Below are 14,950 nucleotides of genomic sequence, written 5' to 3'. Positions count from 1 at the left end.
CGGGGTGTGACCGTCGTCACACCCACAATTCCATGCAATGTTATGCATGAACTTGCACTTCGACCTCCCCGCCGACTAGCCTTCGTTGCATAGTCATGCGGAGGTAAGTATGGGCATCCGAGTCGCGGTCGCCGGGGCCAGCGGGTACGCCGGCGGCGAACTGCTCCGGCTGCTCGCCGGGCACCCCGAGTTCGACCTGGTCGCCGCCACCGCCCACGCCTCGGCCGGCCGGCCCGTCGCCGCCGTACACCCGCAGCTCGCCGGGCTGGACCTGGTCTTCGGGGCGACCGACCCGACCACCCTGGCCGACGCGGACCTGGTCTTCCTGGCCCTGCCGCACGGCCAGTCGGCGGCCCTCGCCGCCGCCCTCCCCACCACCGTCAAGGTGGTCGACCTCGGCGCCGACCACCGGCTGCGCGACGCCGACGCCTGGGCCCGCTACTACGGCGGCGACCACGCCGGCGCCTGGACCTATGGGCTGCCCGAGCTGCCCGGCCAGCGGGCCGCCATCGCCGCGGCCGACCGGGTCGCGAGCACCGGCTGCTACGCGGTCGCCACCACCCTGGCGCTCGCCCCGCTGATCGCCGCGGGCGCGGTCTTCTCCACCGACGTGGTGGTGGTCGCGGCCTCCGGCACCTCCGGCGCGGGCCGGGCCGCCAAGCCCCACCTGCTCGGCAGCGAGGTGATGGGCGACCTGTCGCCCTACAAGGTCGGCGCCCACCAGCACGTGCCGGAGATCAAGCAGGCCACCGGCGCGACCAGCCTCTCCTTCACCCCGGTCCTGGCGCCGATGCCGCGGGGCATCCTGGCCACCGTCACCGCCGTCCCCACCGGCGACGCCGACCCACGCGAGGTGCTGGCGGAGGCGTACGCCGACGAGCCCTTCGTGCACCTGCTGCCCGAGGGTGCGTGGCCGCACACCGCCGCCACCGCCGGCGGCAACTCCTGCCACCTCCAGGCCACCGTCGACGCCGACTCCGGCCGCGTGATCGTGGTCAGCGCCATCGACAACCTGGGCAAGGGCGCGGCCGGGCAGGCCGTGCAGAACGCCAATCTGATGTTCGACCACCCCGAGATCACCGGACTCTCCGGGTTTGGAGTAGCACCATGACCGTCACCAGCCCCCGAGGCTTCCGCGCCACCGGTGTGGCCGCCGGCCTCAAGGCCAGCGGCGCCGGCGACGTCGCCCTCGTCGTCAACGACGGCCCCGACGCCGGGGTCGCCGGAGTCTTCACCACCAACCGGGTCAAGGCCGCCCCGGTGCTCTGGACGCAGCAGGTCGTCCGCGGCGGCGTGGTCCGCGCCGTGGTGCTCAACTCCGGCGGCGCCAACGCCTGCACCGGCCCGGCCGGCTTCCAGGACACCCACGCCACCGCCGAGCACACCGCGGCCGCGCTGACCGCCAGCAGCCCCCGGCTCATGGTGGGCGCCGGCGAGGTGGCGGTCTGCTCCACCGGCCTCATCGGCGAGCGCCTGCCCATGGAGAAGCTTCTCCCGGGCGTCGGCGGCGCGGTGCGCGGCCTGTCCCGCGACGGCGGCCACCCGGCCGCCGAGGCGATCATGACCACCGACACCCGGCCCAAGACCACCGTGGCCCGGGGGAGCGGCTGGACCGTCGGCGGCATGGCCAAGGGCGCCGGGATGCTCGCCCCGGGCATGGCCACCATGCTCTGCGTGCTCACCACCGACGCGGTGGCCGGACCGGAGACGTTGGACGCCGCGCTGCGGGCCGCCACCCGGGTCACCTTCGACCGGGTCGACTCCGACGGCTGCATGTCCACCAACGACACGGTGCTGCTGCTGGCCAGCGGCGCCACCGGCATCGAGCCGACCGAGGCCGAGCTGACCGCCGCGGTCACCGCCGCCTGCCACGACCTGGCCCAGCAGTTGGTCGCCGACGCCGAGGGGGCCACCAAGCAGATCGCCATCGACGTGGTCGGCGCCGCGAGCGAGGACGAGGCGGTCGAGGTCGGCCGTTCGGTGGCCCGGAACAATCTGGTCAAGACGGCGCTGTTCGGCAACGACCCGAACTGGGGGCGGATCCTCGCCGCCGTCGGCACCACCGCCGCCGCGTTCGAGCCGGACGGCGTCGACGTCGCGGTCAACGAGATCTGGGTGTGCCGGGACGGCGCCGCCGCCGAGGACCGGGCCAAGGTGGACCTCACCGGCCGGGACGTCACCATCCGGATCGACCTGCACGCCGGCGATGCGGCGGCGACGATCTGGACCAACGACCTGTCGCACGCGTACGTGCACGAGAACTCGGCCTACTCGTCGTGAGCGCGAGGAACGCAGCGGAGCGGAGTCCCGCAGTCGCGAACGGAAAGCCGGCGCGGTCATGAGCCTCACCGCCGACCTCACGCGGGCCCAGGCCAAGGCCGAGACGCTGATCGAGGCCCTGCCCTGGCTGGCCCGCTTCTCCGGCGCCACCGTCGTGGTCAAGTACGGCGGCAACGCCATGGTCGACCCCGAACTCCAGCGGGCGTTCGCCGCGGACATCGTCTTCCTCCGGTACGCGGGCCTCAAGCCGGTCGTCGTGCACGGCGGCGGTCCGCAGATCTCCGCCATGCTCGGCCGACTCGGCATCGCCAGCGAGTTCAAGGGGGGCCTGCGGGTCACCACCCCCGAGGCCATGGACGTCGTCCGGATGGTCCTCGTGGGCCAGGTCGGCCGCGAGCTGGTCGGGCTGATCAACGCGCACGGCCCGTTCGCCGTCGGCCTCTCCGGCGAGGACGCCGGCCTGTTCACGGCGGTGCGCCGCCCCGCGTACGTGGACGGGCAGCCGGTCGACGTCGGGCAGGTCGGCGACGTGGAGTCGGTGGACGTCTCGGCGGTGGCCGACCTCATCGCGGCCGGCCGGGTCCCGGTCATCTCCACGGTCGCGCCGGACGCCGACGGGGTGCTGCACAACCTCAACGCCGACACGGCTGCCGCCGCGCTCGCCGTCGCCCTGGAGGCGCGCAAGCTGGTCGTCCTCACCGACGTGCCCGGGCTCTACGCCGACTGGCCCGACACGGCCAGCCTAATCAGCGAGATCACCACCGACGACCTGGCGAAGCTGCTGCCGAGGCTGGAATCGGGGATGGTCCCGAAGATGGAGGCCTGCCTGCGGGCGGTGTGCGGGGGAGTGCCCGCCGCGCACGTCGTCGACGGCCGGGTCGCCCACTCGACGCTCCTCGAAGTGTTCACCTCGGAAGGATTCGGCACGATGGTGGTGGCGGAATGAGCACGCTGGTCGAGCGCTGGGGCGCGGCCATGATGGACAACTACGGCACTCCGCCGCTGGCGCTCGTCTCCGGCTCCGGCGCCGTCGTGGTCGACGAGGCCGGCCGGGAGTACGTCGACCTGCTCGGCGGCATCGCGGTCAACGCCCTCGGCCACGCCCACCCGGCCGTGGTGGCCGCCGTGTCCCGGCAGGTCGCCACGCTCGGGCACGTGTCGAACCTGTTCGTCGCCGAGCCGCCGGTGGCCCTGGCCGAGCTGCTGCTGGCCCTGGCCGGCCGCCCCGGCCGGGTGTTCCTCGCCAACTCCGGCGCGGAGGCCAACGAGGCCGCGTTCAAGCTCTCCCGGCTCACCGGGCGCACCCACGTGGTGGCCACCCACGGCGGTTTCCACGGCCGGACCATGGGCGCCCTGGCGCTGACCGGCCAGCCCGCCAAGGCCGACCCGTTCCGCCCGCTGCCCGGCGAGGTCACCCACGTGCCGTACGGTGACGCCGCCGCCCTGGCCGAGGCGGTCACCGACGCCACCGCCATGGTGATCGTCGAGCCGATCCAGGGGGAGAACGGCGTCGTCGTCCCGCCGCCCGGCTACCTGGCCGAGGCCCGCCGGATCACCGCCGCGCACGGCGCCCTGCTGGTGCTCGACGAGGTGCAGACCGGCGTCGGCCGCACCGGCCACTGGTTCGCCCACCAGGCCGAGGGCGTCGAGCCGGACCTCGTGACGCTGGCCAAGGGGCTCGGCGGCGGCCTGCCCATCGGCGCCTGCCTGGCCTTCGGCCGGGCCGCCGAGCTGCTCCGTCCCGGCTCGCACGGCACCACCTTCGGCGGGAACCCGGTCAGCTGCGCCGCCGGCCTCGCCGTGCTCTCCACCATCGCCAACGAGGGGCTGCTCGACCACGTCAAGCGGATCGGGGAGCGACTGCGGCGGGGCGTCGAGGCGCTCGGCCACCCGCTCGTCGTCGACGTACGCGGCGCCGGCCTGCTGCTCGGCATCGTGCTCGCCGAGCCGGTCTCCGGCGCGGTGGCGACCGCGCTGCGCACGGCGGGCTTCCTGGTCAACCCGGTGCAGCCGGGCGTGGTCCGGCTCGCCCCGCCGCTCATCCTCGCCGCCGACCAGGCCGACGCCTTCCTCGCCGCGCTGCCCGCCGCCCTCGACGCCGCCGCGCCCGCTCCCACCGCCGTGGAGGTCCCCGCATGATCCGCCACTTCCTGCGGGACGACGACCTCTCGCCCGCCGAGCAGGCCGCGGTGCTCGACCTGGCCGCCCGGATGAAGGCCGACCGGTTCGCCCACAAGCCCCTCGCCGGGCCGAAGTCGGTGGCGGTGCTCTTCGACAAGCAGAGCCTGCGCACCCGGATCTCCTTCGACGCCGGCATCGCCGAACTGGGCGGCCACCCGCTCGTGGTGGACACCCAGGTCACCCACTTCGGCCGGGGCGAGACCCTGGCCGACGCCGGGCGGGTGCTGTCCCGCTACGTCGCCGCGATCGTGCTGCGCACCTACGGCGACGACCGGATCGCCGAGGTGGCCGCGCACGCCACCGTGCCGGTGGTCAACGCGCTCACCGACACCTACCACCCCTGCCAGCTCCTCGCCGACCTGCTCACCGTCGGGGAGCGGTTCGGAGGCACCGCCGGCCGCACCGTGGCGTACGTCGGGGACGCCGCGAACAACATGGCGCACTCGTACCTGCTGGCCGGGGCGACCGCCGGGATGCACGTGCGGATCGCCGGTCCGGTCGGCTTCCAGCCGGATCCGGAGATCGTGGCCCGGGCCGAGAAGATCGCCGCCGGCACCGGCGGCTCGGTCCGGGTGCTCACCGACCCGGTCGAGGCGGTCCGCGCCGCCGACGTGGTCGCCACCGACACCTGGACCTCGATGGGTCAGGAGTCCGACGGCCAGGACCGGATCACGCCGTTCCTGCCCTACCAGGTCAACGACGCGCTGCTCGGCCACGCCTCGGCCGAGGTGATCGTGCTGCACTGCCTGCCCGCCCACCGGGGCGAGGAGATCACCGACGAGGTGCTCGACGGGCCGCACAGCGCCGTCTTCGACCAGGCGGAGAATCGCCTGCACGCCCAGAAGGCGCTGCTGACGTTTCTCCTGGAGGCATCATGACCGCCCCGCTGACCCGTGCCGCGCGGCACGGCCGCATCGTCGAGCTGATCCGCGACAAGTCCATCCACTCCCAGACCGAGCTGGCCGACCTGCTCGCCGGTGACGGCATCCAGGTCACCCAGGCCACCCTGTCCCGGGACCTCAAGGAACTCGGGGCGGTCACCGCCCGCGGCGGCGACGGGCGGGGCGTCTACCTGATCCCGGAGGACGGCCACCGGCCGCTACGGGAGGCCGAGGCGGCCCCGGCCCGCCTCGTCCGGCTGCTCCGCGAGCTGCTCAACGGGGTCGACTCCAGCGGCAACATCGCCGTGCTGCGCACCCCGCCGGGTGCAGCCCACTACCTGGCCAGCGCGTTGGACCGAGCGGGCCTGTCCGAGATCGTCGGCACCATCGCCGGCGACGACACCATCCTCGTCGTGGCCCGCGAGGCCGTCGGCGGCGCCGCGTTGGGCGACAAGCTCGCCGCGTGGGCCCGCCGGGAAGAGAACGTTGAAGGGAGCACCACCCCATGACCGAGCGGGTCGTCCTGGCGTACTCCGGGGGTCTCGACACCTCCGTCGCCATTCCCTACCTGGCCGAGCAGACCGGCGCCGAGGTGATCGCGGTCGCGGTCGACGTCGGCCAGGGCGGCGAGGACCTGAACGCCATCCGGCAGCGCGCGCTGGACTGCGGCGCCGTCGAGTCCGAGGTGGTCGACGCGCGCGACGAGTTCGCCGCCGAGTACTGCCTGCCGGCGATCCGGGCCAACGCCCTCTACATGGACCGCTACCCGCTGGTCTCCGCGCTGTCCCGGCCGCTGATCGTCAAGCACCTGGTGGCTGCGGCGAAGAAGCACGGCGGCACCATCGTGTCGCACGGCTGCACCGGCAAGGGCAACGACCAGGTCCGCTTCGAGGTCGGCCTGGCCGCGCTCGCCCCCGACCTGAAGATCATCGCGCCGGCCCGCGACTTCGCCTGGACCCGGGACAAGGCCATCGCCTTCGCCGAGGAGAAGGGCCTGCCGATCGACGTGTCGGCGAAGTCGCCGTACTCCATCGACCAGAACCTGTGGGGCCGCGCCGTGGAGACCGGCTTCCTGGAGGACATCTGGAACGGCCCGATCGAGGACCTCTACTCCTACACCGCCGACCCGGCCGAGCCGCGCGACGCCGACGAGGTGGTCATCACCTTCGACGCCGGCGTGCCGGTCGCGGTCGACGGCGAGACGGTCACCCCGTACCAGGCGATCCTGGAGCTCAACCGGCGCGCCGGCGCCCAGGGCGTCGGCCGGCTCGACATGGTCGAGGACCGCCTGGTCGGCATCAAGAGCCGCGAGGTGTACGAGTCCCCCGGCGCGATCGCCCTCATCGCCGCCCACCAGGAGCTGGAGGCGGTCACCGTCGAGCGGGACCTGGCCCGGTTCAAGCGCGGCGTCGACCAGCGCTGGGGCGAGCTCGTCTACGACGGCCTCTGGTTCTCGCCGCTGAAGCAGGCGCTCGACGCGTTCATCGACGACGCCCAGCAGCACGTCTCCGGCGAGGTGCGGCTCACCCTGCACGGCGGCCGGGCCACCGTCACGGGCCGGCGCTCGGAGGCCAGCCTCTACGACTTCGGCATGGCCACCTACGACACCGGCGACACCTTCGACCAGTCCCTCGCCAAGGGCTTCGTGCAGCTCTGGGGCCTGCCCAGCAAGATGGCCGCGGCCCGGGACGCCCGGTTGGGTGGGGCTCAGTCTTGACCGCAAGAATGGGTGGGGTGGACGACAAGAGCCTGACCGAGAACAGCGCCCCCGCCAACCGGACGAGCCTCTGGGGAGGCCGGTTCGCCGGCGGACCCGCCGAGGCGCTCGCGCGGCTGTCGGTGAGCGTCCAGTTCGACTGGCGCCTCGCCCCGTACGACATCGCCGGCTCCCGGGCGCACGCCCGGGTGCTGGCCGGCGCCGGCCTCCTCGACCCCGAGGAGCTGGGGAAGATCCTGGCCGCGCTGGACGACCTGGAGGCCGCCTGCGCCTCCGGGGCGTTCCGGCCCACGGTCGACGACGAGGACGTGCACACCGCCCTGGAGCGCGGCCTGCTGGAGCGGCTCGGCAGCCTCGGCGGCAAGCTGCGCGCCGGCCGCAGCCGGAACGACCAGGTCGCCACCGACCTGCGGCTCTACCTGCGCGACCACGCCCGCGGCGTGGCCGCCCGGCTGGTCGAGCTGGCCGAGGCCCTGGTCGAGCAGGCGGAGCGGCACGTCGACACGGCCGCCCCCGGCATGACCCACCTCCAGCACGCCCAGCCGGTCACCTTCGGGCACTGGCTGCTCGCCCACGTGCAGCCGCTGCTGCGGGACCTGGAGCGGCTGCGCGACTGGGACCACCGGTGTGCCGTGAGCCCGCTCGGCGCGGGCGCCCTCGCCGGCTCCGGCCTGCCGCTGGACCCGGTGGCGGTCGCCAAGGAGCTGGGCTTCCGCACGTCTTTCGCCAACTCGATGGACGCGGTGGCCGACCGGGACTTCGTGGCCGAGTTCCTCTTCGTCACCGCGATGATCGGCGTGCACCTGTCCCGCCTCGGCGAGGAGGTGGTGCTCTGGACGTCGCACGAGTTCGGCTGGGTCGAGCTGGACGACGCGTTCGCCACCGGGTCGTCGATCATGCCGCAGAAGAAGAACGCGGACATCGCCGAGCTGGCCCGGGGCAAGTCCGGCCGCCTGGTCGGCGGCCTGATGAACGTGCTCACCATGCTCAAGGGCCTGCCGATGACCTACGACCGGGACATGCAGGAGGACAAGGAGCCGGCCTTCGACGCGGTCGACACCCTGGAGCTGCTGCTGCCCGCCCTCGCCGGGATGATCTCCACGATGACCGTCCGGGTCGACCGGCTGGTGGCCGCCGCGCCGGTCGGCTTCTCGCTGGCCACCGAGGTCGCCGACTGGCTGGTCCGCCGGAACGTGCCGTTCCGCGACGCGCACGAGATCACCGGCAGGCTGGTGGCGCTCTGCGTGGCCCGCGACTGCGCCCTGGACGAAGTCTCCGACGACGACCTGGCCGCGGTCAGCCCACACCTCGACCCCTCGGTGCGGGACGTCCTCTCGGTGCGCTCCGCGCTGGCCGCCCGGACCACCCCCGGCTCCACCGGCCCCGGGCCGGTGGCCGACCAGATCGCCGCCGCCGCGGACAAGCTGGCCGGCTGGCGGGACTGGACCGCCGAGCGGGTCGTGCCCCGCTGACTGCGACGCCCCGCGCGGTGGCCCCGGCCGCCGCGCGGGGTCAGGCCGTGGGACGCTCGCGCTTGGGCAGCTTCGCCACCACCGCGTCGTACGACCCGTCGACCGCCTCGATCAGCTCGTCGTCCGGGATGCCGCCCTCGAGCCGCAGCGTGTTCCAGCCGGAGCGGCCGATGTAGGGGGAGGAGCGGGCGTCGTCGGGGAACCGGTGCAGCCACTCGTCGGCCACCTCGCGGGACGGCCCGCACTTGACCCCCACCCGGGCCTCGCCCTCCGGGGAGCCGAGGAAGGCGAAGATCCGGCTGCCCACCTTCACCACCTCGTCGCCCTCCCACGGCCGGTCCAGCCAGGCGCCCGACTTGGCCAGGCAGTAGGCCAGCATCTCCTCGCGCGTCATCGCATCCCTCCCGTGCCGGTCACCGGCCCAGTCTCACCCGCCGTTGTGACATCCGGCCGTGATCAGTCGCCGGTGCCGGTGCGCACGGTGAGTCGCTCGTAGCGCTGCCGGGCCGCCTGGGCGCTGCCCAGCCCCAGCCCGAAGGCGATCGCCTGCCAGGTCATCCCGCGGCCGCGGGCCGCCTGCAACAGCCCCGCCTCCAGCGCGTCGACCTCGGCGCGCACGTGCGGGATCAGGGTCAGCGCGGCCATCAGGTCGGCCTGGTCGACCGCCTCCTCGCCCTCCGCCAGCTCGGCCCCGCCGGCCAGCGCCATCACGAGCGTCGCCGCCTCGTAGGCGTCGGGGACGTCGGGGTGCGCGTAGCGCCGGCGGCGGGCGTCGGTGCCGGCGTGCCGCTCGGCGATCCGCAGCAGCGCCGCGTAGTTGCGGTGAGCGCGCGCCTGGGCAGCATCCGGAGCGGTGAACGGGTCGTTGTCCATCGTGACCATGTCGTCCATCCCACACCTGTGAACGATCTTTTGTCAACACCTCGTTGAAAGCAATTCGTGCTCACCTTCGGGGCCCGGTTAGGGTCTTCCGGTGACCACGACCGACCTCCCCGCCCTTTCCGACCTGCTCGCCGGCCCGGTGGTTCCCGCTGCCCGGGGGCTGCTCGGGTGCCGGCTCACCGGGCACGGGGTCACCGTCCGGATCACCGAGGTCGAGGCGTACGCCGGCACCGCCGGTGACCCGGCCTCGCACGCCCACCGGGGACGTACCCCGCGCAACGCGGTGATGTTCGGCCCGGCCGGGCACGCCTACGTCTACTTCACCTATGGCATGCACTGGTGCGTGAACGTGGTGACCGGGCCGGACGGCGAAGCCTCTGCGGTGCTGCTGCGCGCCGGCGAGGTGGTCGACGGCCTCGACGCCGCCCGGGAGCGCCGTCCGGCCGTACGCCGGGACGTGGATCTCGCGCGCGGGCCCGCCCGGCTCTGCGCGGCGCTCGGTATCGACCGGTCGGTCTACGGCGTCGACCTGCTGGGCGACGGTCCGGTGCGGCTGCGGCCGCCGCTCGCGCCGGTGACGGAGGCGGCGGTCAGCGCCGGGCCGCGGGTCGGTGTCACCGGGGCCCACGACGTGCCGTGGCGGTTCTGGCTCGCGGGTGACCCGACGGTGAGCGCGTACCGCCGGCACGTGCCCCGGGCCCGCCGCTGACTGGCGCTCGGCGTGCCACGTGGGGAATCCTGTCGGTGGGTGTGGCGATAATCACCACACCCGTCGACAAGGGAGGACCGGCAATGACGACGCTGCTCGCGATCGGCACCGGCAAGGGACTCTTCCTGGCCACCAGCCCCGACCGGCGCGACTGGGCGGTGAGCGGCCCGCACTTCCCGATGACCGGGGTCTACGCGGTCGCCGTCGACAAGCGCCCCGGCCGGCCCCGGCTGCTCGCCGGCATGACCAGTTCGCACTTCGGCCCCAGCGTGGCCACCAGCGACGACCTGGGCGGCTCCTGGCAGGAGCCCGAACAGGCGCCGGTGGCCTTCCCGGCAGACACCGGGGCCAGCCTGGGGCGGGTCTGGCAGCTCACCCCGGCCGGCCCGGACCAGCCCGACGTGGTCTGGGCGGGCACCGAACCGTCCGCGCTGTTCCGCTCCGAGGACGGCGGGCGCAGCTTCAGCCTGGTCCGGGCGCTCTGGGACCATCCCCACCGGGAGCAGTGGGCCGCCGGCTTCGGCGGCCAGGCCATCCACAGCGTGCTCCCGCACCCGACCGACCCGACCCGGCTGACGGTGGCGATGTCCACCGGCGGCGTCTACCGCACCGAGGATGCGGGGGCGAGCTGGGCGCCGGGCAACACCGGCATCCGGGCCTACTTCCTCCCGGACGAGTGGCCCGAGTTCGGGCAGTGCGTCCACAAGATCGCCCGGGACGCCGGCAACCCCCAGCGGCTCTACGCGCAGAACCACCACGGCGTCTACCGCTCCGACGACGACGGCCGCAGCTGGACCTCGATCGCCGCCGGCCTGCCCAGCGACTTCGGCTTCCCGATCGTCGCCCACCCGTCCCGCCCCGGCACGGTCTACGCCTTCCCGCTGGTCGCCGACGGTGAGCGCTTCCCCGTGGACCACCGGTGCCGGGTCTACCGTTCCGCCGACGCCGGCGACAAGTGGGAGCCGCTCTCGGTCGGGCTGCCCGAAGGGCCGTTCTACCCCGCGGTGCTGCGCGACGCCATGTGCGCCGACGACCACGACCCGGCCGGGGTCTACTTCGGCACCCGCTCGGGCGAGGTCTACGCCAGCGCCGACGAGGGCGACTCCTGGTCGCTGGTCGCCGCGCACCTGCCGGACGTGCTCTGCGTCCGGGCCGCGGAGGTCTGAGTGGTCACCGTGCTGCTGCCCGGCCCGCTCCGCGCGGAGACCGGCGGCGAGGGCCGGCTGACCGTGGTCGCCTCCGGCACGCTGGGGGCGGTCCTCGACGAGCTGGCCACCGCCTGGCCCCGCCTGGCCCGCCGGATCCGTGACGAGCGCGGCGACCTGCGCCGGTATGTCAACGTCTACGTCGACGGCGAGGACTGCCGCCACGTCGGCGGCCTGGCCGCCCCGGTCACCGACGGCGCCGAGGTGCAGATCCTCCCGTCGGTCGCCGGCGGCTGAGCGCCACCCTCTCCTCAGGGCAGCTCGTACTCCAGGACGTACCGGTGCCCACCGTCCGGTTCCCGGATGATCTGCCCGGCGCCGCGCAGCTGCCGCAGCTCGCCGGTCCCAGAGTCGGGCACGACCGTCCAGGCGAGCGCCGAGCCCTCCTCGGCGTGGGCGGTGGCGTCGTGGTGCAGCACGAAGCTGCCCTTCCGGCCGTCCAGCGCGCCGGTGAACCGCTCGAAGCCCGCGTACGCCGCGCTGGTGTCGACCTGCGCCTGACACATGAGGATGCGCGTGGTGCTCGTGCCGGTGAGGCCGCCCCTGAAGGTCTTGGTGATCCGGGCCTGGGCCAGCACGGCGCCCTCGGCCTCGTCGTACGCGTCCTGCTCCCAGCTGTCGAGGGTGAAGCCGCCCTCCGCGCGTCGAGTCATGGCCCGCATCCTGCCCGGAGAGGCTGACATCCACGGTCAGGTACGGGTGAGCTGCGACACCCGGGATCGGGCCGGCGGCGGAATAGTTGCTTCGTCAACTATGTTGTGCGGTGCGATCCCGGGCCGGAGTGGTCCGGGCCCCACGCGAGGAGCTGGTCATGCAGTTCGGAGTCTTCACCGTCGGCGACGTCACGGTCGACCCGACCAACGGGCGGCTGCCGTCCGAGCATGAGCGGATCAAGGCCATGGTGGCCATCGCGCTGAAGGCCGAGGAGGTCGGGCTGGACGTGTTCGCCACGGGCGAGCACCACAACCCGCCGTTCGTGCCGTCGTCGCCCACCACCATGCTCGGCCACATCGCGGCCCGCACCGAGCGGCTGCTGCTCTCCACCGCGACCACGCTGATCACCACGAACGACCCGGTGAAGATCGCCGAGGACTACGCGATGCTCCAGCACCTGGCCGACGGCCGGGTCGACCTCATGATGGGCCGCGGCAACACCGGCCCGGTCTACCCCTGGTTCGGGCAGGACATCCGCAACGGCATCCCGCTCGCCATCGAGAACTACGACCTGCTGCACCGGCTGTGGCGGGAGGACGTGGTCGACTGGAAGGGGCGCTTCCGCACCCCGCTCCAGTCGTTCACCTCGACCCCGCGCCCGCTCGACGGCGTGCCGCCGTTCGTCTGGCACGGCTCGATCCGCAGCCCCGAGATCGCCGAGCAGGCCGCCTACTACGGCGACGGATTCTTCGCCAACCACATCTTCTGGCCGAAGGAGCACACCCAGCGGATGGTCGGGCTCTACCGGCAGCGCTTCGCGCACTACGGCCACGGCTCCGCCGACCAGGCCATCGTCGGGCTCGGCGGGCAGGTGTTCATGCGGAAGAACTCGCAGGACGCGGTGCGCGAGTTCCGGCCGTACTTCGACAACGCCCCGGTCTACGGGCACGGGCCGTCGCTGGAGGAGTTCACCCGGGAGACCCCGCTGACCGTGGGCAGCCCGCAGCAGGTCATCGACCGGACGCTGGGCTTCCGCGAGTACGTCGGCGACTACCAGCGTCAGCTCTTCCTCATGGACCACGCCGGGCTGCCGCTGAAGACCGTCCTGGAGCAGCTCGACATCCTGGGGGAGGAGGTCGTCCCGGTGCTGCGCAAGGAGTTCGACTCGCTGCGCCCCGCGCACGTGCCCGAGGCCCCGACGCACGCCTCGCTGCTGGCCGCGGCGGGCGGCGCCAAGGACAGCACCGTCCACGCCGTCGACGACGTGACCGGCAAGGCGCCCGAGGAGGCCCGATGACCCGGCGCACCCTGGCCGTGGTCTCGGCCGGCCTCGGCCAGCCCTCGTCGACCCGGCTCCTCGCCGACCAGCTCGCCGCGGCCGCCCGCGACGAGCTGGTCCGGCGCGGCGCCGAGGTGGAGATCCGCACGGTGGAGCTGCGCGAGCACGCCCACGACGTGGTCAACCACATGCTCACCGGGTTCCCGCCGGCCGCCCTGCGCGCGGCGCTGGACACCGTCGCCGGCGCGGACGGGCTGATCACGGTCACCCCGATCTTCAACGCCTCGTACAGCGGGCTGTTCAAGTCGTTCTTCGACGTGGTGGAGAAGGAGGCGCTGGCCGACCGGCCGGTGCTGATCGGGGCCACCGGCGGCACCGCCCGGCACTCGCTCGCCCTGGAGCACGCGGTCCGGCCCATGTTCGCGTACCTGCGGGCGGTCGTGGTGCCGACGGCGGTCTTCGCCGCATCCGAGGACTGGGCCGGCGACGGCGACGACAGCGCGCTGCGGGCCCGGATCCGGCGGGCCGGCGCCGAGCTGGCCGAGCAGGTGGACCGCCGCCCGGCGGCGACCGGCCCGGCCGACCCGTTCGCGCTCACCACCAGCTTCGAGGACCTGCTCGCCGGCCGCGACCCGGCCTGAGCCCGGCCGCCGGTCAGCCCGGCGCCGGCCGGCGACTCAGTCGTCGGCCGGCTCGTACGGGTGGGCGACCAGCACCGGGCAGTGGGCGTGCTGCACCAGCGCCTGGCTGACCGAGCCGAGCAGCAGCCCGGCGAACCCGCCCCGGCCCCGGGAGCCGACCACCACCAGCGCCGCCTCCCCGCTCGCCTCGATCAGCGCCTGCTCGGGGGTCGCGCCCCGCATGGGCCGCTCGACCACGCTCAGCACCGGATGGTCCGTGCGGATCCGGGCGGCCGACCCGGCCAGCAGCTCGGCCGACTCGGCCTGCGCGGCGGCGGTGGCCTCCGCGGCGGCGTCCGGCGCCACAGCGCCCCGCTCCGGCGTGCGGACATGCACCAGCACCAGGTCGGCGTCCCGGCGGACCGCCTCGTCGGCGGCGAGCCGGACGGCGTGCGCGGCGGACTCGGACCCGTCCACGCCGGCCAGCACCGGCCCCCGCACCGGGATCGGCTGCTCCGCCGGGCGGACCACCAGCACCGGGCAGTGCGCGTGCTGCGCCGCCTGGTTGCTGACCGAGCCGAGCAGCAGCCCGGCGAAGCCGCCCACGCCCCGGCTGCCGACCACCACGAGCTCCGCCCGGCGGGACTCCTCGACCAGGGTGGCGCCCGGGCCGCCGGCCACCTGGCGCACCTGCACCCGCAGGGTCGGATGCCGGCCGACCAACTCGGCGGCTACCTGCTCCAACATCTTCTGCGCCTCCTCGGTGGGCGCCGGCACCCCGAGGTCGTACGGGTTGAGCGGCACGCCGTAGCCGAGCGGGTGCAGGTAGCCGTGCACCAGGTGCAGCGGCCGCGACCGCGCGACGGCGGCGCGGGCGGCGTGTTCGGCGGCGGTGAGGCTGGTCGACGATCCGTCGACGCCCACCACGACAGGTCGGTTCATCGGCATCCTTCCGGTCGGCTCCGCCCATTGTCGCGCCGACATCCCGGTGGTGCAGCTGAGCATCAACGCGTTCAAGCCGTTCGACTACCACCTCGACCTCGGCGCCCGGCTCGCCCCGCTGCGCGAGC

The 14,950-nt window shown here is 74.0% G+C and carries 17 protein-coding genes; 13 read left to right on the top strand and 4 right to left on the bottom strand.

Annotated elements, in window-relative coordinates; genetic code table 11:
• Positions 1–109: 109 nt before the first annotated feature.
• From argC to argH, 8 genes are read left to right on the top strand one after another with little or no spacing between them, the layout of a single operon-like run.
• Positions 110–1,111, top strand: coding sequence for an N-acetyl-gamma-glutamyl-phosphate reductase (argC, locus tag ABZV78_RS22995; RefSeq protein WP_355641595.1), 1,002 nt, complete (start codon positions 110–112; stop codon positions 1,109–1,111).
• Positions 1,108–2,280: a bifunctional glutamate N-acetyltransferase/amino-acid acetyltransferase ArgJ gene (gene argJ / locus ABZV78_RS22990; protein ID WP_355641593.1), complete on the top strand. Its 1,173-nt coding sequence runs from the start codon at positions 1,108–1,110 to the stop codon at positions 2,278–2,280. Before argC ends, argJ begins: the two co-directional genes overlap by 4 nt.
• Before the next feature lie 58 nt (positions 2,281–2,338).
• Positions 2,339–3,226, top strand: a complete 888-nt coding sequence (gene argB, locus ABZV78_RS22985; RefSeq protein WP_355641591.1) for an acetylglutamate kinase — start codon at positions 2,339–2,341, stop codon at positions 3,224–3,226.
• Positions 3,223–4,419 (top strand): acetylornithine transaminase, encoded by a 1,197-nt coding sequence (locus tag ABZV78_RS22980; protein WP_355641589.1) that lies wholly within the window; start codon positions 3,223–3,225, stop codon positions 4,417–4,419. The genes argB and ABZV78_RS22980 overlap by 4 nt, the downstream gene beginning before the upstream one ends.
• Entirely contained in the window at positions 4,416–5,339 is a 924-nt protein-coding gene (gene argF / locus ABZV78_RS22975) for an ornithine carbamoyltransferase (RefSeq protein WP_355641587.1), read from the top strand. The genes ABZV78_RS22980 and argF overlap by 4 nt, the downstream gene beginning before the upstream one ends.
• Positions 5,336–5,851, top strand: coding sequence for an arginine repressor (locus ABZV78_RS22970; RefSeq protein ID WP_355641585.1), 516 nt, complete (start codon positions 5,336–5,338; stop codon positions 5,849–5,851). The genes argF and ABZV78_RS22970 overlap by 4 nt, the downstream gene beginning before the upstream one ends.
• Positions 5,848–7,059: an argininosuccinate synthase gene (locus ABZV78_RS22965; RefSeq protein ID WP_355641583.1), complete on the top strand. Its 1,212-nt coding sequence runs from the start codon at positions 5,848–5,850 to the stop codon at positions 7,057–7,059. Before ABZV78_RS22970 ends, ABZV78_RS22965 begins: the two co-directional genes overlap by 4 nt.
• Before the next feature lie 8 nt (positions 7,060–7,067).
• A complete protein-coding gene (gene argH, locus ABZV78_RS22960) occupies positions 7,068–8,531 on the top strand; it encodes an argininosuccinate lyase (RefSeq protein WP_355641623.1) in 1,464 nt (487 codons plus the stop codon).
• Positions 8,532–8,571: 40 nt separating this feature from the next.
• Here argH and ABZV78_RS22955 read toward each other — a convergent pair whose 3' ends face one another.
• Positions 8,572–8,925, bottom strand: a complete 354-nt coding sequence (locus ABZV78_RS22955; protein WP_355641582.1) for an MmcQ/YjbR family DNA-binding protein — start codon at positions 8,923–8,925, stop codon at positions 8,572–8,574.
• A gap of 62 nt (positions 8,926–8,987) precedes the next feature.
• A complete protein-coding gene (locus tag ABZV78_RS22950; RefSeq protein WP_355641580.1) occupies positions 8,988–9,422 on the bottom strand; it encodes a DNA-binding protein in 435 nt (144 codons plus the stop codon).
• An 82-nt stretch (positions 9,423–9,504) separates the two neighbouring features.
• On the opposite strand from ABZV78_RS22950, the gene ABZV78_RS22945 reads away from it, so the two are divergent.
• From ABZV78_RS22945 to ABZV78_RS22935, 3 genes are all read left to right on the top strand, one after another.
• Positions 9,505–10,122 carry a DNA-3-methyladenine glycosylase gene (locus ABZV78_RS22945; RefSeq protein ID WP_355641578.1) on the top strand — a complete coding sequence of 206 codons (618 nt, stop codon included), beginning with the start codon at positions 9,505–9,507 and terminating at the stop codon, positions 10,120–10,122.
• A gap of 83 nt (positions 10,123–10,205) precedes the next feature.
• Positions 10,206–11,288: an exo-alpha-sialidase gene (locus tag ABZV78_RS22940; protein WP_355641576.1), complete on the top strand. Its 1,083-nt coding sequence runs from the start codon at positions 10,206–10,208 to the stop codon at positions 11,286–11,288.
• Positions 11,289–11,564, top strand: a complete 276-nt coding sequence (locus tag ABZV78_RS22935; RefSeq protein ID WP_355641574.1) for a ubiquitin-like small modifier protein 1 — start codon at positions 11,289–11,291, stop codon at positions 11,562–11,564. It begins immediately after the preceding gene.
• A 14-nt stretch (positions 11,565–11,578) separates the two neighbouring features.
• Here the strand turns inward: ABZV78_RS22935 and ABZV78_RS22930 are convergent, their stop codons facing one another.
• Entirely contained in the window at positions 11,579–11,980 is a 402-nt protein-coding gene (locus tag ABZV78_RS22930) for a DUF3224 domain-containing protein (RefSeq protein WP_355641573.1), read from the bottom strand.
• A 158-nt stretch (positions 11,981–12,138) separates the two neighbouring features.
• Here ABZV78_RS22930 and ABZV78_RS22925 point away from each other — a divergent pair, with 158 nt between their 5' ends.
• Both ABZV78_RS22925 and ABZV78_RS22920 read left to right on the top strand, forming a co-directional pair.
• Positions 12,139–13,278 (top strand): LLM class flavin-dependent oxidoreductase, encoded by a 1,140-nt coding sequence (locus ABZV78_RS22925; RefSeq protein ID WP_355641571.1) that lies wholly within the window; start codon positions 12,139–12,141, stop codon positions 13,276–13,278.
• On the top strand, positions 13,275–13,901 hold the full coding sequence (locus ABZV78_RS22920) for an FMN reductase (RefSeq protein ID WP_355641569.1): 627 nt from the start codon (positions 13,275–13,277) through the stop codon (positions 13,899–13,901). Before ABZV78_RS22925 ends, ABZV78_RS22920 begins: the two co-directional genes overlap by 4 nt.
• A gap of 36 nt (positions 13,902–13,937) precedes the next feature.
• Here the strand turns inward: ABZV78_RS22920 and ABZV78_RS22915 are convergent, their stop codons facing one another.
• Positions 13,938–14,828, bottom strand: a complete 891-nt coding sequence (locus ABZV78_RS22915; protein WP_355641567.1) for a universal stress protein — start codon at positions 14,826–14,828, stop codon at positions 13,938–13,940.
• Between the last annotated feature and the right edge of the window lie 122 nt (positions 14,829–14,950).

It is taken from the genome of Micromonospora sp. NPDC004540 (assembly GCF_040610095.1).
Taxonomy (GTDB): Bacteria; Actinomycetota; Actinomycetes; order Mycobacteriales; family Micromonosporaceae; genus Micromonospora.
The sequence above is the reverse complement of the archived record's forward strand: the minus strand, read 5'-3'. Positions and strand labels throughout refer to the sequence as shown.